The following is a 25,725-nucleotide window of genomic DNA, read 5'->3' as shown; positions in this document are numbered from 1 at the left end:
CAATGCTAGCAGAGGTCTTGACAATCTCCCCTTGATGACAATCAATAAATTATCGTCTAGGAAAATTGGCTAGAATACAGATCGAGGGACTTTTGGCAAACCTGTGACGACAACAACTTCTCCAATTGCCACCGCTGCCCAACAAATCGTCCAGCATCCGCAGCACAGTCGTCTTTTTAAGCTACTGTATGCCCTGCAGCAAAATCAATGGCCGACTCAAGCGCCGCCGTGGACCGTCAGCGATGTGCAACAGGCCGTGATCCAAATCCTTGAGCAGCTGAAAACCCCCACCCTTTTGGGACAACGCCTAACGGCCATTGTCAATAGTCTCAACAAAGCACCAGCCTACCAGATTCTTTCAGCAGCACTCCTGCAAATTTTGGTGCCCCTCTACACCCAATCCCCAACGGCCACACTGACCATCGAGGCGCCAACCCTCAGCACCGCCGATCTCTACGATTTGCGCTTGGAAGTCACTCGCTACTGTACCCCCCTGCAGATGAAGCTTCTTGTGGCCGCTCTGTTGACCACTAAACCGGTGCATGCTCAAGGCCTAGAGCGGTTTACCCTCATTGATTTACTGCAACGGCTGACCCGCCGCTATGGGGATTTAGAGATCTTGCAGACGCAGATGGCCGCTGCTTTGGCGCGCTTGCCCGATGACCCTCTCTATGCCAGTGGCGGCGATCGCCTGATCAAACTGCTGACTACGCTCTATCAACGCTATCAACAAAGCCCCGCCCCAGACATGACCCTTGGCACTACCCCACCCACCGTTGCCCCACCAGATCCCTCAGAAACCGAGGAAGAACTCACCTGCCAACTGCTCCCCCACAGTCAATAAACGCTAGGGAAGGGCTGGCCTGCTGGTAAAGAGATTCTGTACTTAGCGGGGAATCCTTGGCGATCGCGGTAGAACAGAAGGGAAGGGCTGACTACTAATCGCGTTAATTCTTTGCGAGGATTCCCACAATGACCAGTCTCATTCCGCCCGGTTGTCCCACGGTGCTGACGGAAGACGATCGCACCGGTACGAGTATTGAAACGCTGCGCCGCGCCTTTATGGATAATCTCTTCTTTATCCAAGGGCGATTCCCCGAAGTGGCGACGAAAAATGATTACTACTTGGCCTTGGCCTACACCGTGCGCGATCGCCTACTGTTGCGCTGGTTGAATTCTGCCAAAACCTATCGAGATCAAGAAAGCCGCACTGTTTGCTATCTCTCCGCCGAATTTTTGCTAGGGCCACACCTCGGCAATAACCTGATTAACCTCGGACTCTATGAGGCCGTTGAAGAAGCCATGCGGCAAACGGGTTTGAACCTCAAGGAACTGCTGGATCAGGAGGAAGAGCCGGGCTTGGGCAATGGTGGCTTGGGTCGCTTGGCCGCCTGCTATATGGATTCCCTCGCCACATTGGAAATCCCCGCCATTGGCTACGGCATTCGCTATGAGTACGGCATCTTTGACCAAGAGATTCGCGATGGCTGGCAAGTTGAGATTACGGATAAGTGGTTACGCTACGGCAACCCTTGGGAAATTCCGCGACCAGAGTTGATTTTGCAGGTGAAGTTTGGCGGCTATACCTATAGCTACACCGATGATCAGGGTCGCTATCGGGTCGTTTGGGAACCCCACCAAGTGATTCAAGGGGTAGCCTATGACACCCCAATCTTGGGCTACAAGGTGAATACCGCCAATCTTTTGCGTCTATGGCGGGCAGAGGCGGTGGAGTCCTTTGACTTTCAAGCCTTTAACACGGGCGATTACTACGGTGCCGTCAACCAAAAAATTGCCTCGGAAAACATCACCAAGGTGCTCTATCCCAACGATGAGCAATTGCAGGGCAAAGAACTGCGGCTGATGCAGCAATATTTCTTCTGCTCCTGTGCCCTTCAGGACATGATCCGCCTCTACAAGCAATCGGGGAATAAGGATCTCAGTCGCTTCCACGAGAAGTTCACCGTGCAGTTGAATGATACCCACCCGGCAATTTCAGTGGCAGAACTGATGCGCCTGTTAGTGGATGAGCATCTCATGCCTTGGGAGCAGGCGTGGGACATTACTTGCAAGACATTTGCCTACACCAACCACACCCTCTTGCCCGAGGCACTGGAAAAATGGCCGCTAGATCTCTTTGGCTCACTACTACCCCGCCACTTGCAAATTATCTACGAAATTAACCAACGCTTCCTCGATCAGGTGCGCCTGCAATATCCGGGGGATAACGATCGCCTACGGCGGCTGTCGATTATTGATGAAAGTGGCTGTCGTTATGTGCGCATGGCACACTTGGCAGCGGTGGGGAGTCATGCCATCAACGGAGTGGCGGCGCTGCACTCAGAACTCTTGAAACAAACGGTGCTCAAGGATTTCTACGAACTGACGCCGCAGAAATTTTCCAATAAAACCAATGGCGTCACCCCTCGGCGCTGGATGGTGCTCAGTAATCCCGGATTAACTCGCCTGATTACCGAACGCATTGGCGAAGATTGGGTGAAGCACTTGGATCAACTGCGGCGATTGGAACCCTTGGCAGAGGATCGCGACTTTGCGGCTCAGTGGCGATCGGTGAAGCATGGAAACAAGGAACGCCTTGCGGAATACATTCGCGATCGCGTGGGAGTAACGGTGGATCCCCACTCCCTCTTCTCCATTTTGGTGAAGCGCATCCACGAATATAAGCGGCAGCACCTGTGTGTCCTCAATATCATCACCCTCTATCAGATGTTGAAGGACAATCCGCAACTGGAGATGGTACCCCAAACGTTTATTTTTGGCGGTAAGGCGGCGCCGGGCTACTACATGGCCAAGCTAATCATCAAGCTCATCAACTCGGTAGCCGACGTGATTAACCGTGATCCAGCGGTGCGCGATCGCCTGAAGGTGGTCTTTTTACCCGACTACAATGTGACTCTGGGACAGTGGGTCTATCCCGCAGCGGATCTCTCCCAACAAATCTCAACAGCGGGCTACGAGGCCTCAGGCACAGGGAATATGAAATTTGCCCTCAATGGGGCGCTGACGATTGGCACCCTCGATGGTGCCAATGTGGAGATTCGCGAAGAAGTAGGAGCAGAAAACTTCTTCCTCTTTGGCAATACGGTGGAGCAATTGCAGGAATTGTGGCGTAACGGCTACCGTCCGTGGGAGTTTGCCAATAATAACCCGATACTGAAGCGAGTCCTTGACCTCATCGGCTCTGGTTACTTTTCCCATGGGGATACGGAACTCTTTCGCCCAATTGTGGAACACCTCTGGCAAAACGATCGCTATTGCCTTTTGGCAGACTACCAAAGCTACATGGACTGCCATCAACAGGTGCTTCAGGTCTATCAAGATCAAGCCCAATGGGCAAAAATGTCGATTCTGAATGTGGCACGGATGGGCAAATTTTCTAGCGATCGCGCCATTCGCGAGTACTGCCAAGACATCTGGCACGTTGAACCGGTGAAAATTGTTCTACCGGAAACCTCCTATATGACGCCCGCTGTGCAGTAGGCTGGCCGTCTCTGGCTCAATCTGAAATCACCCTGATGCTCCCCCTCTGCGCGAGGGGGTTTTTCGCAGCAAAACGTTAAGGTTCTCGAGGCTGGTAATCTCGACAGTCTTGGCAGGAGCCTTGAGGGTTCACAGCACACCGCAACAAGGGTGAAAGCGCATTCCAGCGGCAGGTGGGATCTCCAATCACCCACTGTCCATTGACGAGATGGCGATCGCTGGTAGTATCGCTGTGCTGCACATAGAGGGCAATTTTTTCCAGCTGATAACGTCCGCCACGAAACCGGTAGCGATGACGGCGTTCTAACACGGTATAGGTTTCCCCTTCATGATCCACATGGCAACCAGGTTGGGGTGTCCAGTCGAGATAAACATGACCCAGCGATCGCCGCGGGTTGATCAGGTGCAACTCTGTCGGTAAGTCAGATGGGGTTGCCATGGCTTCAGGTTGATCGCGGCCTTAGGATCGCCTGTCAACTGTGTTGGGCATAACTAACGATCAATCTATCGTATCCTAGCAGTGGCAACATTTCCACCTCCCGTAATTTTTTATGGCAAAACTGTCCACTGACCTCGAACGTGCCTTTTTGAGTCCTGTGCCCAGCCCCAGCAATGGCGAGGTGTTAACGCAGCAACTGGTGTCCTTGGGGGATATTCTGCAGTTGGCGGGAGAGCGAACCTTCGGCTTTTTGCTGGCTGTACTTTCATTGCCCTCGGCGCTGCCTATTCCAGCCCCCGGTTACTCCACCCCTTTTGGCATTGTGCTGTTACTGTTGGGCTGGCAATTGCTCGTGGGTGCCTCAACCCCTTGGTTACCCCCGCGGCTGCTCAAGCGCACGATGCCGCGATCCCAGATTCAAAAGATTGTGCGCACAGCTTTGCCTTGGCTGCGGCGGATTGAATTGATCTCCCGTCCCCGCTTGCGCCCCATTTGCACGACCCGAGGCGGACGTTTGGGCTTGGGAGTTGCCGTGTCACTGATGGCAATCTCGATGATTTTGCCCATTCCCGGCACCAACACCATTCCAGCGATGGGCATTTTTACGATTGGCTTTGGTCTTTTGGATGACGATGGTTTGATTAGTCTGGCAGGGGTGGCTATTTCTCTGATTGGCTTAGCGGTGACCACCTCCATTCTGGTTGCCCTTGCGTGGGGGGGGAATAGTCTCCTCGATGTATTGAAGGCTTGGCTGCATCCGTAATATAGGAGGTAATCTCCTTCCCGACTCAAAGCAAATGAGAACCCTATCCCCTCCCAAGTCCTGTGGCCGATGGTTGAGTGCCGTGGGGACGATCGCGCTATTAGGGTTGCAGCCCCTCAAAACAGCCGCCAATACCTCGGCAGAAGACTTACCGCCAGCGGTTGCGGGGGCGATCGCGCTGCCGGTCAATGAAAAACAAGTCGTGGTGAGTGAGCAACCCTCGGCAGTGGGCTTAACGGTACCCAGCCTCTGGTGGGCAGTGCAGCAGTTTGGGGATGGGGTGATTCAGCGCTGGCAGGCTTTTCCGGCCATCACAGCGCCGGGGGGTAGAGTTGAAGCCTTTGTGTCGCCGTCTGCTTGGGGACGCCTGCCCTATTTACGGCGTTTTGCCCTGATCAATCAGTTGGGCAATGCCAGTCGCAGCTTTGGTTATCAGTTGATCCTGCGCGATCGCGCAGCGCGCCCTTCGGGCGATCGCCGGCAGGTCATTTATGGTGCCTACACCTGTCAATTTGATGCCCTACCCCTTGAATACCTGCCAGAAGTCACCGATGCCGCAGGCAACCCGATTCCTTTTTTCCCAGCCAGTACCGAACTCGACTGTCAAGTATGGGTGAATCCCAATATTCCCGTCATGTTCCCAACTCAAGGACTTCGCTAAAAGGACTGTATCTAGGCCAGAGTCGCCTTTTCCATCACTGTTAATAATTCCTGCCATAACTTTTGGGTCACAGGCCCTGGACAGGCGGGAAAGATCACCTCATCCACTTGGCGAATCGGCATTAGCAGGCGCACCGATGAACTCAGAAAGCCCTCACTGGCTCTCGCTAGCTCCTGTGGGGTGAGAATCACTTCCCGATGGGGCATGCCCAAGTTTGCAACGATCTGCAACAGCGTCGCTCGCGTAATTCCGTGGAGCATCCCAACAGCAGTGGGGGGTGTCTCGACCACACCCTCACGGACAATCCAGAGGTTACTGGTCGTGGCCTCGGTCATCTGCCCTTGGGCATTGAGAAGCAGGGCGTCGTCAAACCCAGCTTGCTGCGCTTCCAATAGCGCCAAGATATTGTTGAGGTAATTGCCCGTTTTGGCGGCTGGATCAAGGGCAGCAGTGCTCGTGCGTTGCCGCTTGGCAATGGTCAGGCAAATTCCCTGTTCGCTCAATGTTGGTTCGGGGGCGATCGCCATCAACACAATCAATAATCTGGGCTGGGTCGTTGGTTCTGGCAATAGCCCAATGCGGCGATCCCTACCACGGGTCACGACAATCCGAATGTAATATTCTCCCGCTGGGGCAGCCGCTAAGGTGCGTTGCACTTCTTGGGTAATGTACTCATCAGACCACGGCACGCTCATGTAGAGATAGGCCGCTGAAGCACGCAACCGTGCGAGGTGCTCTGGTAAGGCAAAGGGAATCCCGCGGTAGGTACGCATCACTTCATAAACGCTATCGCCGTAGAGAAACCCGCGATCAAGAACAGAAATCGAGGCCTCTGGCGTAATCACCCCATCCAAATTGCAGAGCAACACTCGCCCTCTCCCCTAGGGTTGGCGTTCCACTTCGGCTTTCATGCGCTCAAGGGTTTGATGCATTTGATCAAACATGGTTTGGGCAGACATACCAAACTGGCTGAGTTGGGTCTCCAATTGTTTGATGGTCATCTGCGCCATGAAGTCATCGGACAACTCAAACCGCTTCATAAAAATACGGTAGCGCTCCATGAGTTCTTCCATTTTTTCGATATAAATTTTCTTGCCTTCGCGGTCAAACTTGCCGTACTCGGAGCCAAGCTGCATCAACTGCTGGTAGTCCTGAAACAGGCGTTGTGCTTCCTGTTGAACAATTTCTGAATCAAAGAATCCCATATGACTCTGCCCGATACAGCAACAACCCAAATGCCAACGCTTGACCGTTTGGTTTGTTATCTAGTTGCATTCTATCAAAGGCACTTTAGGCGGGGGGAAGAGGGAAAACCGATCCTTCACTCAGGGTTTGCGCCCAAGCGATCGCCGCCAGAAAACTCTGTGGGTCTGCCATCCCTGTACCCGCAATATCAAAAGCCGTACCGTGATCCGGGGACGTGCGAATAAAGGGCAAGCCAATCGTCGTATTCACCGCTTCCCGAAAAGCGAGCATCTTCACGGGAATCAACCCCTGATCATGGTAAAGCGCGAGGTAGGCATCGTAGGCAGTTGCCGGGGCAGGGCGTCCCCACCACGCATCGGCAGCTCCAATCCAGAGGGTATCAGGGGGCACAGGACCAATCAGTTCAACTTGGGGATACTGCTGCTGGGCTGCTGCGAGCCATGGAATCAGCCAAGTCACTTCCTCTTGGCCTAAGTGTCCCTGCTCACCACTGTGGGGATTCAAGCCAGCAATGGCAATGCGAGGCCGCTCCAGATGCCGTCGCTCCCTCAGAAACTGCACAAGGAGCGCGAGTTTTTCATTGAGGCGTTCGGGGGTCAGTGCTTTGGGCACCTCTTGCAAGGGGATGTGGGTCGTCGCGAGTAAAGTGGTCAGCACCCAGTTGGTTACGGGCGATCGCCCCAAGAACACCATGCCCACGTTGGCGGTTCCTGTAAAGTGAGCCAGCACTTCTGTTTGACCGGGAAAAGCATAGCCTGCCGCCTGCCAACTGGCCTTAGAAATCGGTGCCGTCACAATGCCTGCCACCTCGCCAGCGATCGCCCGCTGAATGGCTGTTTCTAAGTAGGCAAAGCTCGCCGCCCCACTCACCACACTCGGTTGCCCCGGCACAATCACCGCATCGAGGGGATGCTCCCAAATCCGAAGCTGGGCAGGATCAATGGCCACCTGTCCCTGCTGGCAGAGGCGAGCGTACGTTTCCTCTAATACTTGGCCTGTACCAGCAATAAAAAACTGCCCTAACATTTCTGAGGGCAGGTGAGCTAGGGCTTTCAGGAGAATTTCTGGGCCAATGCCCGCTGGATCCCCAAGGGTGAGGGCAAGGGACATCCTAGGCTTCTTGAAGAATCGGCTCAGCCGTATCGTCTTCAGTGGCTTCGGGAATGTCTTCAATGACTTCCTCAGTGGTCTCTGCGGTGGCCTGCTGCTGTTGTTGCAGGAGTTGCTGACGATAGCGCTCTGCCATCTCTTCAGCCTTTTCATAGACCAACTGCGGATTTTTCACCATGTCACCGGGTTCTGGCTCCAGTTGCTTGGTGGACAGGGAAATCCGACCCCGCTCAGCATCAAGGTCAATAATCATCACCTTGACTTGGTCATTGACATTGAAAACACTGTGGGGCGTATCAATGTGATCGTGGGAAATCTCGGAAATGTGCAGCAGACCGCTAACCCCACCAATGTCAATGAAGGCACCGTAGGGCTTAATCCCACGCACGGTTCCAACCACTACTTCGCCCACTTCCAGTTTGTTCATCTTGCGTTCGACAAGGGCACGGCGGTGGCTGAGGACGAGGCGGTTGCGCTCTTCATCCACTTCTAAAAACTTCAGGGGTAGCTCTTCACCCACCAATTCTTCTTTGTTGACACGGGTGCTGATGTGGGAACCGGGGATAAAGCCGCGCAGCCCTTCAATGCGCACAAGGGCACCCCCACGGTTGGTGGCAAAGACCTGAGAACGAACGGTGGCATCTTCCGCTTGCAGTTGGCGAACGCGCTCCCAAGCCCGCATGTACTCAATACGGCGAATCGACAGCGTCAGCTGCCCTTCCTCATTTTCATCCGCCAAGATAAAGAACTCACGGGTTTCGTTCGGTTGCAGGACTTCTTCCGGACTGTCAATCCGGTTGATAGACATTTCTTGGATGGGGATGTAGGCAGCGGTTTTCGCACCGATGTCAATCAGGGCACCCTTCGGTTCGATGCTAAAGACGGTGCCAGCAACAATGTCGCCGGGGTTGAAGTGGTAATCGTACCGGTCGAGTAAGGCTGCAAAATCAGCATGCGTAAAGCCCACGTCTAACGTTTTTTCCTGATTGACCATGCGAGTGTTTTCCTAGCTCCTTTAACGAAAATGGGGGTGTATAGTGAGTTATCAAGCGGGCAGAAGTGGGTGCCATACGCAATCATACCAGCGATCGCTCGAACACTTTCTGACTGGATCTACAATGTTAGCCTAGAGTTTGCCCGTTGGCTAGCGGCATCGCTAAAATTTTGGTCATTGATGAAGATAAGTGTTAATTTTTGTGTACTACTGAGGAGTGGGCATGGGGCGATTGAACCGCCGACAGGTCAAGCAATTTTGGCAGGAGTTCCGCCAATTTGCCTTAAAGGGGAATGTGATTGATCTGGCGATCGCTGTCGTGGTGGGGGGTGCCTTTAGCCGCATTGTCACCTCCGTGGTGGAAGACCTGATGATGCCTTTGATCAATCCCCTGATTCCGGGGGGCGACTGGCGCGAGCTTACGGTCGGGTCGGGGATTAGAATTGGCAAGTTTTTGGGCAGTTTGCTCGACTTTGGGGTGATTGCCCTGAGCTTGTTTATTCTTCTGAAGCTGCTTTTACCCTTGCTACCGAAGAAACCCCCTGCGTCAGAACAACGGGAGTGTCCCTACTGCTTGGAATCAGTGCCCCTCAAAGCAACTCGCTGTCGTGCCTGCACCTCTGAACTCCCCCCCCTGTAGGAGTCCTCAGCAATGCGATCGTGGCAACGCTGGATCGGTGGGCTGTTGGTGGGGCTATGGCTGGCCATCCTCACCAGTTGTGGAACAACGCCGCCTACCCAAGGCACCCAGATTGAATTCTGGACCATGCAACTGCAACCGAAATTTACTGACTACTTCCATCGCCTGATTGCGGAATTTGAAGCCCAACATCCCGATGTCCATGTGCGCTGGGTGGATATTCCTTGGACGGCAATGCAGACCAAAATTCTCATGGCAGTATTAGCGGGCACTGCTCCCGATGTGGTGAACCTGAACCCCGACTTTGCGGCGTTGTTGGCAGGACGCAATGCGTGGCTCAATCTCAATGACTATGTGCCGCCAGCCGTGCGCGAGCGTTATCTACCGAATATCTGGCAGGCAACGACGTTAGAGGGCAAGAGTTTTGCCGTGCCTTGGTACCTCACCTCGCGGGTAACGATTTATAACAAGGCGATTCTTGCCGCCGCTGGGATCGATCGCCCCCCGCAAACCTTTGCTGAACTTGCCAGTGTTGCTAAAGTCGTGAAGGAGAAAACGGGCAAATACGCCTTCTTTATCACGATGGTGCCCGAGGACTCTGCCGAACTGATGCAGGCCATGGTACAGATGGGGGTGAAGCTTGTCGATGATCAAGGCCGTGCTGCCTTTAATTCCCCAGTGGGCAAAGCCGTTTTCCAGTATTGGCTGGATTTCTATCGTCAGGGACTCTTGCCGCCACAGGTGCTGACTGAAGGCCACCGCCAAGGTATCGAACTCTATCAAGCGGGACAAACGGCTCTATTGATGACCAGTCCGGAATTTTTGAACGCGATCGCCACCAATGCCCCCAGTATTGCAGCCGTTTCAGCCCCCGCCCCCCAGTTGACCGGAGACACTGGCAAGAAAAATGTTGCTGTGATGAATTTACTTGTGCCCCGCCAGAGCCGCCATCCTGACCTAGCCGTAGAATTTGCCCTCTTTGTCACCAATAATGCAAACCAACTCGCCTTTGCCAAGGAAGCCAATGTCCTGCCTTCTACACAAGCGGCTCTAGCGGATCCCTACTTCTGTACCATTGGCGAAAATGCCACCCCCGTGGACATTGCCCGATCGGTCAGCGCTCGTCAAATGAACCAAGCAGAGGTTCTCATTCCCCCTCTGCGGGATATTAAGGAGCTACAACGACTCCTCTACGAGAATTTACAGGCAGTTCTCTTGGGACAAAAGACAATTGATCAGGCACTCAAGGATGCAGAAACCGCATGGAATAGCCGTTTGGGATAAATGCTCCCACGTATCAAATCTCTACCTGTATGCCAAGCTCCACTACTTGTTCAGGGGGCAGACGAAAGTAGATCATGGCATCCTCAGCATTGCGATATAGCCAAGCAAAGACAACCTTTTGCCAGTAGGTCATACCGGGGGCGTGGGTGGGGATGATTGTGCGACGGCCTAGGAAGAAACTCATCGGTTCGTTGAGGGGGAGATTGAGGACACGTTGGCAAGTTTCAAGGGCGAGTAGGACATCGGGGCGATCGCGAAACCCCGAGGTAAGGATGATTTCATAAATACCGACATCCGTGACTGTATAGGCGAATTGTTCTGACAAGGGCACATGGGGTAAATTCGCAGTTGCTAAATGGATAAAGATCATCTGCTCATGCAACACATGATTGTGCTGAAGGTTTTGAATAAAGGTCGGTGGAATGGTGTGGGGAAGTGGTGAGAAGAAAACAGCAATCCCCGGCACACGCGCAACCCCTTGACTGAGCAGTTCCTTGAGGGAGAAGTGAGTATTTGCTTGCAGCAGTTGCTGGCGCAGCAGAACCTGACCTTGTCGCCACGTCACTAAGAGCATATAAATAATCCCGCCGAAAACAAGGGGATACCAGCCACCGTGGGGAATCTTGAGGGCATTTCCCATCAGGAAAGCAATTTCAATTACTAAAATACTGACCCAAACAAGGCTAATTTGCAGAATAGACCACCGCCACAAGTGCCGCGCCACCAAAATCAGGCAGAGAGTCGTAACTACCATGGTTAAGTTAACTGCCAAACCATAGGCACCCGCGAGTTCTGATGAGTTTCTAAAGGTGATGACCAAGAGCAGAACCGTAACCAATAGCAACCAGTTGATTACAGGAATATAAATCTGGCCACGGTGATGATCATCCGTGACATCAATGCGCAGCCGGGGCAGATAGCCCAACTTAATAGCCGCAGCAGTCATTGAAAAAGCCCCCGAAATTACCGCTTGAGATGCAATAACGGTGGCCAATGTACTGAGAATGACTAAGGGCAAAACGCTCCACTCAGGCACAAGTTGGAAAAAGAGATTATGGGTAGCCGTTGGATGCTTGAGAATGAAAGCACCCTGCCCCAGATAATTCAAGGCAAGGGCAGGAAAGACTAGACGATACCACGCCAAGCGAATCGGCTGGACGCCAAAGTGTCCCATATCGGCATACATCGCCTCGGCACCCGTCAGTGCCAGAATAACCACTCCCAATAGAAAAAGAACTTGGCTGGGATGGGTGCGAAAGAGTTCTACTCCCCACCAAGGATTGAGGGCGTTCAGAATTGTGGGGTGCTCGAAGATGTGAATCGCGCCAAGAATGCCCAAGGTCATAAACCAGAGGAACATGATCGGGCCAAAGACCTGCCCCACTTGGGTGGTACCGCGATGTTGAAACCAAAACAACCCCACTAAAATGACCCCCGTTAGCGGAACTGTCCAAGTTGCAAACTGGGAACTGAGCACCTCTAGCCCCTCAACGGCAGAGAGAACACTAATCGCAGGGGTAATGGTGCTATCTCCATAGAACATGGCCGCCCCCACGAGACCGAAAATGATCACCCAGCGCCGCCAGTGGGGACTAAGGCGAATTCGGGAGAGGACAAGTGCCGTCAGGGGAAAGATGCCGCCTTCACCGCCATTGTCAGCACGCAGGGCAAAGATTGCATACTTGAATGTTGGAATGAGGACAAGCGACCAGAGGATCAAAGAGAGAATGCCGTAGATATTGTCCGGAGTAACCGTTAGGGGATGAAGGGGATTGAAGGTTTCTTCAAAGGCATAGAGGGGACTGGTCCCTAGGTCACCATAGACGACACCGAGGGCACCCAGAATGAGGAGCCTTGAGGGCTGGTGGGCAGCATTCGTTTTTGTCATGGCCGGATGGAGTATGTTACCGACTTAAGCTATCGAAGCGAATATTGGCTTGAGCCATGCGTTTGAGGGCTTCCCCTAAACGATCGCGATCGGCAATGAGGCTAATGCGCACGTATCCTTCACCCCCTTCGCCAAAAGCATTGCCGGGGGTCACAACAACGCCTGTCTCCTGAAGCAGTTTGAGGGCAAAATCGGTCGAACTCATGCCCACGGGTACGGGCACCCACAGGTACATGGTTGCTTGGGTTGGGGTGAGTTGCCAGCCCAGTTCATTCAAGCCTTGAATCAGAAAATCCCGCCGTTGGCGATAGCGATCGCACACAGAGGCAATGTAGCTATCGGGCAGGCTCAAGGCCACCTCTGCCGCTTTCTGTAAGACGGAAAAAACCCCATAATCTAAGTTCGTTTTCAGGGTACGCAAGCCCTGAATAATGTGGCGGTTGCCCACCACAAACCCCACCCGCCAACCGGCCATATTGTAGGTTTTCGAGAGGGTATGGAACTCAACGCCGATTTCCTTGGCACCGGGAATTTCCAGTAAGCTGGTGGGTTGATAGCCATCAAAGGCTAGTTCGGCGTAGCAAAGGTCATGCACTAGAAGGATTTGATAGTCGCGGGCAAAGGCAACGACTTCTTCAAAGAAAGAGCGGGGGGCGATCGCCGCCGTAGGATTGCTGGGATAGTTGAAGTACAAAACCTTCGCTTGACGGGCAATGTCACTGGGAATCTCACTGAGATCAATGAGCCAGCCCTTTTCTGGTTTCAGAATCAGGGGATAGATGTTGGCACCGGCAATCGCGGGTCCACGAAAATGGGCAGGATAGGCCGGGCTAGGCACAAGAACGACATCCCCCGGATTGACATAGGCAAGGGCAAGGTGCGTCAGTCCCTCTTTTGATCCCAACAGGGGTAAGGCTTCACCATCGGGATCAAGGGAGACATTGTAGCGGCGCTGATACCAACGGGTAATGGCTTGACGGAAAACCGCTGTGCCTTCAAAGGGAGGATAACCGTGGTAACTAGGTTCCTCAAAGGCGGCGATCGCTGCTTCAATCACTGGACGCGGGGCAGAGCCATCGGGATTACCCATCCCCAAGTCAATGAGGTCGAGTCCCTGCTGGCGGGCTTTCAGCTTCAGTTCATCGAGACGCGCAAAGACGTAGGGCGGCAATGCCCCCAAGCGATCGGCCGGCTGAATCCACTCTAACCCCATCTAGCGGGCACTCCCATCTAAGACTGTGGCACTGTAGCCGACCACGGTGGACACCATTGCTTCTAGCAGCAAATCAGGTGTCACCGCAAAAGGCAAATAGTGAATATCGGAGTGGGGAGCGCAGGCAACGGTTGCAGCGTGCTGGAGTTGCGCCAAGCTGGCCTCTTGGAAACCCAAATCCTCTAAACTCAGGGGCAAACCCACCTGTTCATAGAACTGGCACAGCTGATGGCGAGCGCTAGCAGCTAGCTGACTGCCTTGAACTAGCTCTTCCAAGCGTAGTTGCACCAGAATACCGTAGGCCACTTTTTCTCCATGGAGGGTGCCCCTACTTTGGGGTAGTTGGGTCAGACCGTTGTGCACCGCATGGGCTGCCACCGTGCGGCATTGGGCACCCCCCAAACCCCCAATCATCCCTGCCATGAGGACACTGGCATCGACGACATTTTCCCAAGCGGTACTGCCCACATTGGCCAGGGCCTCAGCGGATTGCTGCAAGAGAAGATCGCGCAATACTCGGGCTTGCTGTACCGCAGCCACAATCAGCGTTTCTTGGCGGTGGCCACTACTCACCGAGGCCTCATACCACTTGGCAAGGGCATCGCCAATGCCGGCAAGCAGGGTTCGCTTCGGCGCCGTTTGAATCAGGGCGTAGTCCAAGAGCAGCAGATCCGGGCAACGGTGGAGTGTCACATCGTAGGCAAAGGCACCGGCCTCTGTATAGATATTGGAGAGGGCTGTCCAAGCGGCACAGGTGGCTGCGGACGTGGGGATCGTCACTACGGGCAAGTGTAATTGATGCCCCAAAAGTTTAGCGGTATCTAGGGCTTTGCCACCGCCAATGCCAATGATGAGATCACTGCCTTGCGCCTCTTGGCGGAGCTGGGCAAGGGTGGATTCACTGCACTCACCATGGAATGTCCCCACGCTGAAGGTGAGATCATGGGAGCGGGCGATCGCCTGCCACTCCTGCTCAAGCTGCTGATACCGCTGCGGTGAAACCACTAAAAGGGGATGATGCCCCAATTGAGCAATGGCTTCCCCCGCTTGGGAGAGAATGAACCAACCACGATAGACGTGGGTAGGTGCAATACAAAGGGGTGAAAACGAAGCAGCAGTCACAGGCCGTATAAATAAGGACTATTTAGAGCATCTGCGGCAAAAATAGAGTCATTTTCGCTCTAGCCGTAGAGATCTATCTTAGCTGCTCTTCTTCTGACTTTCCGTTTGCACGTACAAAATAATCAAGAACACTGTTGGCACCAAGACAAACATGGCTGTTGCCACCAAGCCAAAAGGATTGACTTCCATGGTATGTACCCCACAACGCTGGCTTTTATTTTATCAATGCTGTGTCCCCCTTGGGGCGATCGCCCTTGGCCAAGGTCAGCCTCAGGGATTGGGCAATTTTTTGGGCGGTGATGGGAGCTAGCAGGATACCATTGCGGTAGTGGCCAGTGGCCAGCCAAGTGTGGTCGTCTATTTTTTCGATGATGGGTGCCGGGCGATCGCTCGGGCGGGGTCGCAGTCCCTGCCACTGTTGAGTTAAGGGAGCCGTTTTCAAAACTGGCCAAAGTTCGATGGCTCTCCCATGCAGTTGATCAAGGGTTTGCGGATTCGCGGTGAGGGTGTTGAACTCCACGGTGGCACCCACCCACACCCGCCCCCAAGGCAAGGGGACAAAATGAATGCCTTCAGCGGTCATTACTGGTGTATTTGCATCAATATCACAGGCAAACTCTAGGGCTTGTCCTAAAACCGGTTCCACAGTGACAGAGCGATTCAGGGCTTGCGTAAGGGGTGTTGTTCCCAGACCCGCCGCTAGGATCAGGTATTCAGTCTCGATGGCTGCTTGATCGAGCTGTAAAATCCATCCCCCTTGGAGCGATCGCTGGAGCTGTCGGACAGGGCTTTGATACAAGAACTTTACGCCCCGTTGATGAGCCGCTTGGCGCAGGGCTTGAGTCAAGGGTTTAGGGGTGACTTGGCGATCGCCCGTTGCCCAAAGTGCGCCGTGAATGTGGTGGATATCCACAAGGGGATATTGATCTTGGACTTCTTTTGGCGAGAGCCACTGCACCCCTTGGGGAGCCTGTTCCTGCAACCATGCTTGGGTGGCGATCGCCTCGTCCTTAGTGGTACAGATTTCGATAATGCCGCAGCGCTGGTAGGGAATCTGAACCCCCGTTTCTGCCGCCAACTCCGGAATGAGGGTTTCATAACGTGCCAAACTGGCCTGCCGTAGTTGAAAGTTGCGTCCACGTCGCCGCCGACTGAGGTGGACAATGAGAACACCAAGAGCCGCACCGGTCGCTTGCCAATCTTCCTCCCGTTGTGCTTCAAGGACAAGAATCGGCGTTTCCGCTGGATCAAGCACACGACTCAGTTCGTAGGCGATCGCCGAGCCAACCACCCCGGCGCCCACAATGGTCACTGTTGCATTTGCTAGCAGCACCGTCACAGTGTGGCAACTGTATTAACTAATTCCCAATTTTCATTTTCGGCAATGGCGCGACTGACACGGTCAAACCATTCAAAGCAGTGATTATTTTTCTTGAGGGTCAGTTCCTTATTCTTGAGCACCAGATCAAACTTGGTGACATCCTTTTGGGGCGTGGTTTTATCAATCAGGACTTCAACCGTGACCAGTTGGGACATTGAAATGGCATCGAGCGCGCTCTCCCGTGCCACGACGTAATCATCCCCCACATGGGTTACCGTCAAATCGCAGGCTTCTAGGGTTTGCACCAGCTCTTCCTTTAGCCGTGCCCGAGGGAGTGCAATGGTAACAACACGAGCATATCGAGCCATAACCGCCAAGTGGTAAACTAATAATTCGCGAACAATGGTTCTAGTGTAATCACGGAACAGACGGGGCGCTCTCGCTGCTGGTGTTCCTAGGAAATCACAGGGAATTGAGCATTACCCCCATTGTAAGGTGACCTGCATTATATGGCAGGATGCCGCGATTATATCAAACCTTTCTTCAAAATCGCTGAATTCATGCATCCCTACACTGGTTTGTTTATTGTCCTAGAGGGGGGAGAGGGTGCCGGCAAAACGACCCAAATGGGGGCGATCACCACATGGCTAGAGGACAGTGGCTGGCTGGCAAAATTACGATCCGCTGACATTGATCCGCCCTTGCTGCTGACCCGTGAACCGGGGGGAACGCCCCTTGGCCAAGGCCTGCGGCAACTGCTGCTCCATAGTGATTTAGAGATTGATCCCATGGCAGAACTCCTGCTCTATGCCGCCGATCGCGCCCAGCACGTGGCGACGAGTATCCGCCCCCAACTGCAACGGGGGGGCATTGTCCTGTGCGATCGCTACACGGCTTCCACCATTGCCTACCAAGGCTATGGGCGAGGACTGGACTTGAGCCTCATCGAGCACATCAACCAGATTGCCACCGCTGGACTGATGCCGGATTTAGTTCTCTGGCTGGATCTGCCGGTTCAGGTTGGCCTTGCCCGCACCCAACGGCGGGGCATAGCGGATCGCCTAGAGCAGCATGCGGTGGCCTTTCATGAGCGAGTTCGTCAGGGATTTATGGCCTTGGCTAAGGCAGGGGGCGATCGCTGGCAGCGAATTGCGGCGGATCAACCCACTGATCAGGTGAGTGAAGCTATTCAAGATTGTCTAGCGGCTCATCTGCACCGCTGGTTTGAGACCTTGAGCCAGCGCCGTACTGGGGGCGATCGCGAATTGGAATAGCTCTCGTCCTTCCTGAAAAATTTGCTCAATGGGCAGCATCTGGCCACGGGTGGTCATAAAGCGGTGATCAGGTGTCGCACAAATCGTTGAGCCATCCTCAAGTTCATACTCATACACGGGACGGAAGCCCTGAAAGTGCCATTGGGCAATGGGCTGGGTATAAAGATGCCCTTGGGGATCAAGGCTGTAGACCTGACAGGCCAACTGTTCCTGCACCAAGCGGCGAATCGGGACAGCCCCATATTCCACCGTCATCACCGCCGTCTCCCCACTCAGACAGTATTCAGCAAAATCCAGCATCTGCTTAAAGAGTTCTTGGGCGACTGCGCTGGGCACCCCATTTTTAGCCGCTCCCTCAATGAAGAGGGCTTCGTGTTTTTCCATTTCCTCTTTTTTCTTTTTGCCCATCGCGCGGCGGAGCAGATCCGCTTGACCCAGAGAATAGCCCGCCAAGTCCTGCGCCATCCGCATGATCTGCTCCTGATAACAAAGAACGCCGTAGGTTTCCTGCAAAATGGGTTTCAAAAGCTCATGTTGATATTGAATGGGTTCCCGCCCATGCTTGCGGTTAATGAATTTGGGGATCAGGCCTGCATCCAACGGTCCCGGTCGATAGAGTGCCAGCACCGAGGAAATGTCCTCCAAATTTGAGGGCTTCAGTTCTCGAACAATTTGGCGCATCCCCGAAGATTCCAATTGGAAGATCCCCTCCAGTTTGCCTTCAGCAAGGATTTGGTAAGTCTTGGCATCATCGAGGGGGAGGGCATCCAAATCAAGGGTTTTACCGTGGTTTTTCTGGATCAACTCCCGCGTTTTTTGGATCATTGTCAGGTTCTTCAGACCCAGAAAGTCCATCTTCAGGAGGCCAAGGGATTCCAGATCCTCCATGAAATACTGGGTGATTAGCGCCCCATCATTGTTGCGTTGCAGCGGCACCAGTTGATCCAAGGGTTCTGAGGCAATGACGACGCCGGCCGCATGGACGCCATAGGTTTTGTTGGTACCTTCAATACGCATCGCCATATCAATCCAGCGGCGCACCAGCGGATCACTGTCGTACTTTTCCTTGAATTCTGGCGAGGGGGTGTCATCGGAGATCATCACCGCCAATTTGACCGGTTTGCCCCGCACCACCGGAATCAGCTTTGCCATTTGATCCGCTTGGCTGTAGGGAATATCCAGCACCCGTGCCACATCCTTGAGCACCGCCTTTGAGGTCATGCGGTTGAAGGTGATGATCTGGGCGACGCGATCGCTGCCGTATTTTTCGGTGACGTACTGGATCACCTCCTCGCGGCGGTCAATGCAGAAGTCCGTATCAATATCGGGCATGGACTTGCGCTCCGGGTTCAAAAACCGCTCAAAGAGCAAGCCGTGGTGTACGGGATCAATGTTGGTAATGCGCAGGGCATAGGCCACAAGGGAACCCGCCGCCGATCCCCGCCCTGGCCCGACGGGAATATTGTGGTCGCGGGCATATTTGATGTAGTCCCAAACCACGAGGAAATAGTTCGAGAACCCCATCTGTTGCAGCATTTTCAGTTCATATTCCAGTCGCTGCCGGTAGGTGGGATCCAACTGCTGGCGATCGCTGAGGTGAAATCGCTCCAACAGTCCTTGCCACGCCACTTGCTCTAGGTAGGTATCGGCTGTATGACCAGCAGGCACCGGAAACTCTGGACTTTGGGGTTCACGAAAGATGTTATAGGGTTCAATCTTTTCGGCCACTTCAAGGGTATTCGCCAAAGCCTCTTCAATGACCTCAGCGGGCAAGTGATCCCGAAACAGGCGAGCCATTTCAGCGGCGGATTTCAGGTATTCCGTACCGCTGTAGCGCATCCGCTTCTCATCGGCGAGCAGCTTGTTGGTCTGGATACAAAGTAGAGCGTCGTGGGCTTCAACGTCATTACAGGAGATAAAGTGGGAGTCATTGGTGGCAATAATTTTGATCCCCAACTCGCGGCCAATGCGCACCAGTTCAACGTTGACCACCCGATCCTCTTGACTGCCGTGGTCTTGGATCTCAAGGTAAAAATCCTCACCAAAGGTCTCTTGATACCAAGCAGCAACACTGCGTGCCAAATCCGGCTTACCCTGCAAAATGGCTTGGGGAATCTCACCGCCGAGGCAAGCACTGGTGACAATGAGTCCGTCGCGGTATTGTGCCAAGAGTTCTTTGTTGATGCAGGGGCGAGCAAAAATGCCTTTGCCTTGGCAGCCCTGGAGGTGGGAGATGGTGGTGAGTTTGCAGAGGTTGTGGTAGCCCTGTTTATTTTTGGCCAGCACCACTTGGTGAAAGCGGGGTTTGCGCTCCTGCTTGGTGATGTCGCCATTGATGACGTACATCTCATTGCCAATGATTGGCTTCAGGGGTTTGCCGCGACACAACTTTAACAGCTCAACGGCGCCGTACATCACCCCGTGATCCGTGAGGGCGATCGCGGGCATCCCCAATTCCATTGCCCGTGCCACTAGGTCGGGAAGCTGACTTGCACCATCCAGAAGACTGTAATCACTGTGAATATGCAGACCGACGAAGGACATGGGCAACGGTTATCAACCTAGGAGAAACGCAGGGGACTAGGACAACTCAGGCAAGCTATTGAGATAGGCCTTGAAGTCCGCTTCAGCATCACGGAAGCCCTCTTGAGCCACGGTGACACTATTGAGATCCGCCCCCTGATCAATTTTCAGGAAGTCATCCGTCAGGGCACGGGTCAAAGCTGTGGGGGTGGGTTGATCCTTTGCCAAGAGATTGCGGTTGAGGGCACGCATATCCATCAGCATTTCACCGAGAGGGCCGCGCATAATGTTGCGGGCTTCCTGCCAATCCCCTTTGGCCACACTGACCTCTAGGTCGGCAAAGCGTTCAGCATTTTTCTCAATGTCACTCAGGTAGTCTTGAATGCGAGTAATTTGCAACTCACTATAGGTGGGCGGAGGGGTGGTCGTGGCACTGGGGCCGCCACAGCCGACTAAAATAATGGCAACAACGCTTAATAGGATTGAAATTAGGGATTTTCGATTTAGGCGCAGCATAGAACCTCAGCAGTCAATGGTGTCGTAAAAAACACGGTTCTATTCTGCCATGATCCCGTGGCGATCGCCGCCAGCACCCCCTTGGGGCAGATCGGAAGAGCCATCACTGACACTCAGAGGGCACCCCCACACCACTGTCGCCTGATCGTAGATCACCATCCCCGGATTGGCGCCCTTCGGTTTTTGCACATACTTGCGGCGCGTATAGACCACGGGTACTTGGGCACTGGCACGGGCTTGACTATGGTAGGCCGCCAAATTCGCCACGTATTGAATATCTTTCTCACTGGGCACCTCCCCCGCTGCGAGGCGGAGAATCACATGGCTACCGGGAATCTCTTGGGTGTGAAACCACCAATCGTAGGGACTGGCAACGCGAAAGGTGAGATCGTCATTCTGACGGTTGTTGCGCCCCACGAGAACCGTGAAGCCACTCGGTGTCGTATAGCGTAGGTAGGGACTGGGCGTGGTAGGGGGACGATAGTAATCGGGCGCCGTCAGGTATCCCTGTTGAATCAATTCAGCGCGAATTTCCTCAAGGACATCTAAGGATGTGGCCGTAGTGAGGGTGGCCGCCACCTGATCCAGATAGGCCAGTTCCCCTTCAGCAGCGGTGAGGAGCGGCGTAATGTGCTGCTGGGCACGTTTGAGTTTCTGCTGTTGTTTGTACAGCTCCTGCGCCGTTTGGATGGCGCTCTTCTCTGGCGAGAGGGGAATGGCGAGGGGTTCTTGGGTGGCAAAGTCCGTCACGATCAGTTCAGTCATGCCGGGTTGCCACAGGTGGGCATGGGCCATGAGTAAATCGGCTAGGTAGCGTTGGCGATCGCCCCCAGCAGCGGCGGCCAATCGTTCTCGAAAGCCCTCAATTTTAGCGATCAGTTTTTGCCGTTGTGCCTGTAGGCTCTGGTGCAACTGTTGCTGAAGTTGCTGCGTTTGCTGTTGCTGTAGTTGGTTTTGGTAATAGGTGGCGAGAATTTCGTGAATGCTGAGGGTTGAGGGGGTCTGCGTCCCAAGGGGGGGAATGACGCGATAGCCCGTTGATGTAAATTGGGGGACAAAATGCCCGCTCTCTAAACACGCCAGCCAGTGCTGCCAATGGTCAAATAGCCGCCGCCATTCTTCAGCGGTTAGCTCTGTGGTGCGACTTTCTAGGGGCAATGCGGCATCCGCCAGTAGTTGCTGTACCAAGGCTGGACTCAGTCCCCGATAGGCCTTCAGAAGTTGCTGCCGCAGCAGTCCGGGAATCACGCTTACCTGTTGTTGCCACTGCTCAAAGGGAATCTCGCAACTGGGCAACGCGGCCGTTAGGGGGGGTGGGGGCACATAGGGTTGACCGGTCAGAATTGGGCGCAAGCGGGACTGTTGGGCATTGACTTGGTGGGCAGCAGTAACAATTTCCCCGGCAGCGTTAACCAGAATCACGTTGCTGTACTTGCCCATGATCTCGGCATAGAGACGCCACTGCGTTGCTTCCTGCGGACGAGGGGCAAATTCCAAGACCACGACGCGCTCCCAAGGGTTGACTAACCCCACCCGCACAAGGGCAAGGCGATTGAGTTGGGCATGGAGTTGCTGACTAAAGGTAAAGGTGTCGGGTTGGCGGGGGGGCGGTGGTTCAAAGGCAATGCGTGCCGCTTGGGGATGCCAACTGAGGGTCAGCCAATCCTGTTTTTTCAGCGTGCGCAGCGCCAAGGCAATCGTGTGGCGATCGCGCTGGTAAACCGTTTCGAGCCGTGCCGGTAGCCAATGTTGGAGATCGGCACAAACAGCACGCAGGGTCGTCAAATCAACGGGTTGCACCGTCCAAACTCCGCAGAATTTTTTGAGGGAATCGGCCCCAAGCTATACTAGTGTAGCCACTCTCTGGCCTTTTGCCACCGCGTGTTTGCTATGGCACTTTCCCGTCAATATCCACCCCCCTTACCACTGGCTCAGCCTTGGCGACGGGCGATCGCCACCAGCATTGACTTTATCCTCATCTGGTTGACGAGTGTTGTCGGTATCACGCCGGGAGCCGCCATTCAGTGGGGGCAACTGTTTGTTTTTGCCATCGTTTGGTGGTTGCTGCGGGTGGCAATGGTGAACCGCAATAAGGGTCAAAGCCCCGGCCATTGGCTGATGAATGTGCGCCTGTTGGATCAGCGGCAGCGGACACCGGATCTCCTTTCCCTCAGCAAGCGAGAACTGGTGATTGGTGTCGGGGCACTGTTGACATTGGCAGGCTGGGAGTCCTATGGCCCGAGTATGGCGCTGATTATTTTGGCACTACCCTTGGCCGTTGACTGTAGCTTGGCGTGGATTGATGAAGAGCACCGCACGCTCCACGATCGCCTTGGCGGCACAAAGGTGTATCGCTGCCAGCGGGGCTTTGCCCTTGATCGCAAGCTCATTGAATTGGTGAGCAAAATCCGCAAAGATCTGCCATAATTAGAGATCGGCTCACTGGATAGATAGGCAAGACCATGGCTAAAGCAAAAGGCGCCAGAATCATTATCACCCTAGAATGCACAGAGTGTCGCACTAATCCGGCCAAGCGATCGCCTGGGGTATCTCGCTACACCACCACCAAAAATCGTCGCACCACCACAGGGCGGTTAGAACTGAAGAAATTTTGCCCCCACTGCAACAAGCACACCATTCACAAAGAAATCAAGTAATTAGAGGACAGCTATGGCATTTTATCGGCGACGCATTTCTCCTATTCCCCCTGGACAGCCCATTGATTACAAGGATGTTGATTTACTACGGCGTTTTATCACTGAACGGGGGAAAATCTTGCCGCGGCGGGTGACTGGTCTCACGGCCAAGCAACAGCGACAACTGGCAGTGGCCATTAAGCGGGCACGGATCATGGCACTCTTGCCGTTCTTGAATCTCGAAGGCTAAAAACTCGCGATCGCTAATTGGTTTTTGCGCAGGGGTAGGTTGAGGCTTGCCCCTTTATTTTTGCTTGCTCTCCCTGCTTAAGTGTGCAAATATGAGAATGGTTATCATTCATCTATTTCTCTATGGCTATCCAAGCTCACCTTAAACGCTGGGGGCTGCTGGTAACTCTGGGGGTATTTTTGGGCAGTTGTGCCCCCCAAGCCCAGTCGCCACAGGAGCAGGAGACCTCACAGGCAGAAGCCCAATTCACAATTGTGACGACTTTCTTACCCATCACTGCCTTTACAAAAGCGGTCGCAGGCGATCGCGCCACTGTTGAGCAACTCTTGCCGGCCAATATTGACCCCCATGACTTTCAAGCGCGGCCTGAGGATGTGCGGCTGCTGGCCACAGCAAGGGTTTTGGTCAAAAATGGCCTTGAGATGGAAACCTTTTTAGACAAACTGATTGAAAATGCCGCCAATCCCAATCTCAAGATCATTGATACCAGCGCGGGGGTGGCCACCCTTGCCAGCGAAAAGGATGATCACGATCACCACCACGACCACGTTCATGATGACCACGGTCACAGCCACGGTGAATTCAATCCCCACATTTGGCTAGATCCCCAGCGCGCCATGCAGCAGGTGAAAAACATTCGCGATGGTCTGATTGCTGTGGATCCCGAAGGGGCTGCCATCTACAAGCAAAATAGTGCCGCCTTTATTCAGGAGTTAGACGCCCTAGATGCCCTCGCCCGGGAAAAACTCGCTCCCTTTGCGGGCAAAACATTTGTGGTTTATCACGATGTGGCGCCCTATTTTGCCGAGAGTTATAACCTGAAAGCAATCTATCTCGTGGGCATTCCGTCGGTTAATCCCTCACCTGCGGATGTGCAGCGGGTGATGCAGGCGGTGCAACAAAGTGATCTGAAAACGCTCCTGACGGAACCGGGGCAAGAACAGGTCTTTGACAGTTTAGCGCAGGATTTGGGCGTAAAAGTGAGTGTGTTTGATCCCCTAGAGCGTGCTCCCACTGCCGCTGATCTCACGCCGACCTACTTCCTGCAAAGAATGGAGCAAAACATTCGCAATCTGGCTGAGGCTTTTGGGGCGCAACAGCAAGCCTATCGTCGTCCCGATGCGATCGCAGTGGTAGGGACATGGTGGATGCAGGTGAATAGACCGTTAGGGGCAGCACTGTGAACGAATACCTGCTAGAGGTGGCAAACCTCTCGGTGCGGCGGGGCGATCGCTGGGTGGTGGAAAATGTCTCCTTTACCCTCGCCGCCAATACGAATATGGCCATTATTGGTCCCAATGGGGCGGGCAAAAGTAGCCTGATTCAAGCCATTTTGGGCATTATTCCCTACCAGCAGGGGCGGGTGACCCTCTTGGGCTATGGTATGGGCTATCGCCGCACACTCCCCTATGTCCGCCAACAGGTAGCCTACTTGCCGCAAAATTTTCAGTGCGATCCACGCATTCCGATCACCGTGGCTGAATTTGTGGGTTTGGGCTGGGGGCAACCTACGTGGCAGTGGCCTTGGCAGCACCGACAGCAGCGCGATCGCGCCATCTTGGAAAGTCTCCAACGCCTGCACCTCGAGCATCTTGCGACACAACCCATGAGTTCCCTTTCCGGGGGCGAAACAAAACGCGCCCTCTTGGCCTATTGCTTGGTGCAACCCCGTCGTCTCCTGATTTTGGATGAAGCTCCCGCTGGCTTAGATCTCCGAGGTGAGCAACAATTTTATGACCTCCTAGAGACCCTCAAGGTGAGTGAGGGCTGGGCGATTTTACAAATTTCCCATCACTTGGAGCGGGTAAGGGCAACCTGTGATCAGGTGCTGTATCTCGATCGCTCTGTCCAAGGACTGGGAACCCCCGAACGGGTGCTGCAACAGTTTGCTGCTTAAACGGGGGATTCTCTCCTAGCAAAGAAATCCAGCAGAATGCGCTGGTGGATGGCGCCTAAGGGGCGATCTTCGCCGAGGGTTTGGGCATAGTGAACCCCAGCCACCACAGAATCGTAGGGTACCAAGTCCATGCCCTGTCCTTCGTTGAGTACCAAGTTTTCCAGTGCACACGTCAAAGGGCCTGTGAAAATATAGCGATGCACTTGGGGATCGCCGTACTCTCCAAAAAAGGTGAGGTGAGGTGGGCAGTAGCCAATCTCCTCATAGACTTCCCGCTGGACACCCGCGAGCGGTGCTTCTTCGGGTTCAAGATGACCGCCAAAAAGTCCCCAGTGGCCGGCATACAAGATATGGGGATAATCATCTCGCAGTTGCATGAGAACGCGATCGCCTTGGTAAAGAACCGCAAGGGCAACGGGAACAATTGGGCTTGCTGGCATTGTCTTGCAAAATGTGTCGTTAGGGCTACTCTACCCTAGAAACGTAA

At 54.0% G+C, this 25,725-nt stretch carries 27 protein-coding genes; 12 read left to right on the top strand and 15 right to left on the bottom strand.

Annotated features, from left to right (window positions below; translation table 11 throughout):
* Nucleotides 1-103 precede the first annotated feature (103 nt).
* Together M0646_RS05375 and M0646_RS05370 are read left to right on the top strand one after the other, a co-directional pair.
* Complete coding sequence (locus M0646_RS05375; protein WP_286626921.1) at nucleotides 104-844, top strand: hypothetical protein; 741 nt, start codon at nucleotides 104-106, stop codon at nucleotides 842-844.
* A gap of 128 nt (nucleotides 845-972) precedes the next feature.
* Nucleotides 973-3,501: a glycogen/starch/alpha-glucan phosphorylase gene (locus tag M0646_RS05370; RefSeq protein ID WP_286626920.1), complete on the top strand. Its 2,529-nt coding sequence runs from the start codon at nucleotides 973-975 to the stop codon at nucleotides 3,499-3,501.
* A gap of 76 nt (nucleotides 3,502-3,577) precedes the next feature.
* Here M0646_RS05370 and M0646_RS05365 read toward each other — a convergent pair whose 3' ends face one another.
* Nucleotides 3,578-3,940 carry a DUF6464 family protein gene (locus M0646_RS05365; RefSeq protein WP_149818841.1) on the bottom strand — a complete coding sequence of 121 codons (363 nt, stop codon included), beginning with the start codon at nucleotides 3,938-3,940 and terminating at the stop codon, nucleotides 3,578-3,580.
* 112 nt (nucleotides 3,941-4,052) lie between these two features.
* On the opposite strand from M0646_RS05365, the gene M0646_RS05360 reads away from it, so the two are divergent.
* Both M0646_RS05360 and M0646_RS05355 read left to right on the top strand, forming a co-directional pair.
* Nucleotides 4,053-4,703 carry an exopolysaccharide biosynthesis protein gene (locus M0646_RS05360; protein ID WP_286626919.1) on the top strand — a complete coding sequence of 217 codons (651 nt, stop codon included), beginning with the start codon at nucleotides 4,053-4,055 and terminating at the stop codon, nucleotides 4,701-4,703.
* 34 nt (nucleotides 4,704-4,737) lie between these two features.
* Nucleotides 4,738-5,364 carry a hypothetical protein gene (locus M0646_RS05355; RefSeq protein ID WP_286649938.1) on the top strand — a complete coding sequence of 209 codons (627 nt, stop codon included), beginning with the start codon at nucleotides 4,738-4,740 and terminating at the stop codon, nucleotides 5,362-5,364.
* Between the two features lie 11 nt (nucleotides 5,365-5,375).
* Here M0646_RS05355 and M0646_RS05350 read toward each other — a convergent pair whose 3' ends face one another.
* From M0646_RS05350 to M0646_RS05335, 4 genes are all read right to left on the bottom strand, one after another.
* A complete protein-coding gene (locus M0646_RS05350; RefSeq protein WP_149818835.1) occupies nucleotides 5,376-6,233 on the bottom strand; it encodes an aminotransferase class IV in 858 nt (285 codons plus the stop codon).
* 12 nt (nucleotides 6,234-6,245) lie between these two features.
* Nucleotides 6,246-6,569, bottom strand: a complete 324-nt coding sequence (locus M0646_RS05345; protein WP_286649937.1) for a DUF1825 family protein — start codon at nucleotides 6,567-6,569, stop codon at nucleotides 6,246-6,248.
* An 85-nt stretch (nucleotides 6,570-6,654) separates the two neighbouring features.
* Nucleotides 6,655-7,680: a 4-hydroxythreonine-4-phosphate dehydrogenase PdxA gene (pdxA, locus tag M0646_RS05340; RefSeq protein ID WP_149818831.1), complete on the bottom strand. Its 1,026-nt coding sequence runs from the start codon at nucleotides 7,678-7,680 to the stop codon at nucleotides 6,655-6,657.
* Between the two features lies 1 nt (nucleotide 7,681).
* Complete coding sequence (locus M0646_RS05335; RefSeq protein ID WP_149818829.1) at nucleotides 7,682-8,674, bottom strand: 30S ribosomal protein S1; 993 nt, start codon at nucleotides 8,672-8,674, stop codon at nucleotides 7,682-7,684.
* Between the two features lie 223 nt (nucleotides 8,675-8,897).
* Between M0646_RS05335 and mscL the strand changes: the two genes are divergently transcribed.
* Nucleotides 8,898-9,314 carry a large conductance mechanosensitive channel protein MscL gene (gene mscL, locus M0646_RS05330; RefSeq protein WP_286626914.1) on the top strand — a complete coding sequence of 139 codons (417 nt, stop codon included), beginning with the start codon at nucleotides 8,898-8,900 and terminating at the stop codon, nucleotides 9,312-9,314.
* A 12-nt stretch (nucleotides 9,315-9,326) separates the two neighbouring features.
* Nucleotides 9,327-10,598: an ABC transporter substrate-binding protein gene (locus M0646_RS05325; protein ID WP_149818825.1), complete on the top strand. Its 1,272-nt coding sequence runs from the start codon at nucleotides 9,327-9,329 to the stop codon at nucleotides 10,596-10,598.
* A gap of 13 nt (nucleotides 10,599-10,611) precedes the next feature.
* Here M0646_RS05325 and M0646_RS05320 read toward each other — a convergent pair whose 3' ends face one another.
* From M0646_RS05320 to M0646_RS05295, 6 genes are all read right to left on the bottom strand, one after another.
* Entirely contained in the window at nucleotides 10,612-12,486 is a 1,875-nt protein-coding gene (locus M0646_RS05320; RefSeq protein ID WP_286649936.1) for a potassium transporter Kup, read from the bottom strand.
* Nucleotides 12,487-12,502: 16 nt separating this feature from the next.
* A complete protein-coding gene (locus M0646_RS05315; protein ID WP_286626911.1) occupies nucleotides 12,503-13,699 on the bottom strand; it encodes an aspartate aminotransferase in 1,197 nt (398 codons plus the stop codon).
* Entirely contained in the window at nucleotides 13,700-14,830 is a 1,131-nt protein-coding gene (locus M0646_RS05310) for an iron-containing alcohol dehydrogenase family protein (RefSeq protein WP_149818819.1), read from the bottom strand.
* Between the two features lie 69 nt (nucleotides 14,831-14,899).
* Nucleotides 14,900-15,010: a photosystem II reaction center protein PsbM gene (psbM, locus tag M0646_RS05305; protein WP_149818817.1), complete on the bottom strand. Its 111-nt coding sequence runs from the start codon at nucleotides 15,008-15,010 to the stop codon at nucleotides 14,900-14,902.
* 25 nt (nucleotides 15,011-15,035) lie between these two features.
* Nucleotides 15,036-16,160, bottom strand: coding sequence for an FAD-binding oxidoreductase (locus tag M0646_RS05300; protein ID WP_286626910.1), 1,125 nt, complete (start codon nucleotides 16,158-16,160; stop codon nucleotides 15,036-15,038).
* Complete coding sequence (locus tag M0646_RS05295) at nucleotides 16,157-16,510, bottom strand: hypothetical protein (protein ID WP_149818813.1); 354 nt, start codon at nucleotides 16,508-16,510, stop codon at nucleotides 16,157-16,159. The genes M0646_RS05300 and M0646_RS05295 overlap by 4 nt, the downstream gene beginning before the upstream one ends.
* 192 nt (nucleotides 16,511-16,702) lie before the next feature.
* Between M0646_RS05295 and tmk the strand changes: the two genes are divergently transcribed.
* Complete coding sequence (tmk, locus tag M0646_RS05290; RefSeq protein WP_315863024.1) at nucleotides 16,703-17,416, top strand: dTMP kinase; 714 nt, start codon at nucleotides 16,703-16,705, stop codon at nucleotides 17,414-17,416.
* Here tmk and M0646_RS05285 read toward each other — a convergent pair.
* Genes M0646_RS05285 through M0646_RS05275 form a run of 3 tightly spaced genes read right to left on the bottom strand, consistent with a single transcriptional unit; the run spans nucleotide 17,342 to nucleotide 22,255 of the window.
* Nucleotides 17,342-19,960: a DNA polymerase III subunit alpha gene (locus tag M0646_RS05285; protein ID WP_286649935.1), complete on the bottom strand. Its 2,619-nt coding sequence runs from the start codon at nucleotides 19,958-19,960 to the stop codon at nucleotides 17,342-17,344. The genes tmk and M0646_RS05285 overlap by 75 nt on opposite strands.
* 36 nt (nucleotides 19,961-19,996) lie before the next feature.
* On the bottom strand, nucleotides 19,997-20,455 hold the full coding sequence (gene psbQ, locus M0646_RS05280) for a photosystem II protein PsbQ (protein WP_149818809.1): 459 nt from the start codon (nucleotides 20,453-20,455) through the stop codon (nucleotides 19,997-19,999).
* Nucleotides 20,456-20,494: 39 nt separating this feature from the next.
* The gene (locus M0646_RS05275; protein WP_286649934.1) at nucleotides 20,495-22,255 is read right to left on the bottom strand and encodes an NFACT family protein; all 1,761 of its coding nucleotides are present in this window, start codon (nucleotides 22,253-22,255) and stop codon (nucleotides 20,495-20,497) included.
* Nucleotides 22,256-22,345: 90 nt separating this feature from the next.
* Here M0646_RS05275 and M0646_RS05270 point away from each other — a divergent pair, with 90 nt between their 5' ends.
* The 5 genes from M0646_RS05270 to M0646_RS05250 all read left to right on the top strand — a co-directional run bounded on the left by M0646_RS05270 (nucleotide 22,346) and on the right by M0646_RS05250 (nucleotide 25,238).
* Nucleotides 22,346-22,882 (top strand): RDD family protein, encoded by a 537-nt coding sequence (locus M0646_RS05270; RefSeq protein ID WP_226972044.1) that lies wholly within the window; start codon nucleotides 22,346-22,348, stop codon nucleotides 22,880-22,882.
* A gap of 35 nt (nucleotides 22,883-22,917) precedes the next feature.
* Nucleotides 22,918-23,112, top strand: a complete 195-nt coding sequence (gene rpmG, locus M0646_RS05265) for a 50S ribosomal protein L33 (RefSeq protein WP_149818803.1) — start codon at nucleotides 22,918-22,920, stop codon at nucleotides 23,110-23,112.
* Nucleotides 23,113-23,125: 13 nt separating this feature from the next.
* Nucleotides 23,126-23,341, top strand: a complete 216-nt coding sequence (rpsR, locus tag M0646_RS05260; RefSeq protein WP_011057896.1) for a 30S ribosomal protein S18 — start codon at nucleotides 23,126-23,128, stop codon at nucleotides 23,339-23,341.
* Between the two features lie 122 nt (nucleotides 23,342-23,463).
* On the top strand, nucleotides 23,464-24,525 hold the full coding sequence (locus M0646_RS05255) for a metal ABC transporter substrate-binding protein (protein ID WP_286649933.1): 1,062 nt from the start codon (nucleotides 23,464-23,466) through the stop codon (nucleotides 24,523-24,525).
* Entirely contained in the window at nucleotides 24,522-25,238 is a 717-nt protein-coding gene (locus M0646_RS05250; protein ID WP_149818799.1) for a metal ABC transporter ATP-binding protein, read from the top strand. Before M0646_RS05255 ends, M0646_RS05250 begins: the two co-directional genes overlap by 4 nt.
* On the opposite strand, the gene M0646_RS05245 is transcribed toward M0646_RS05250, so the two are convergent.
* A complete protein-coding gene (locus tag M0646_RS05245) occupies nucleotides 25,235-25,678 on the bottom strand; it encodes an NUDIX hydrolase (protein ID WP_149818797.1) in 444 nt (147 codons plus the stop codon). The genes M0646_RS05250 and M0646_RS05245 overlap by 4 nt on opposite strands.
* Between the last annotated feature and the right edge of the window lie 47 nt (nucleotides 25,679-25,725).

Origin of the sequence: Thermosynechococcus sp. B3 (genome assembly GCF_030323045.1) — a bacterium.
GTDB lineage: Bacteria > Cyanobacteriota > Cyanobacteriia > Thermosynechococcales > Thermosynechococcaceae > Thermosynechococcus.
The sequence above is the reverse complement of the archived record's forward strand: the minus strand, read 5'-3'. Positions and strand labels throughout refer to the sequence as shown.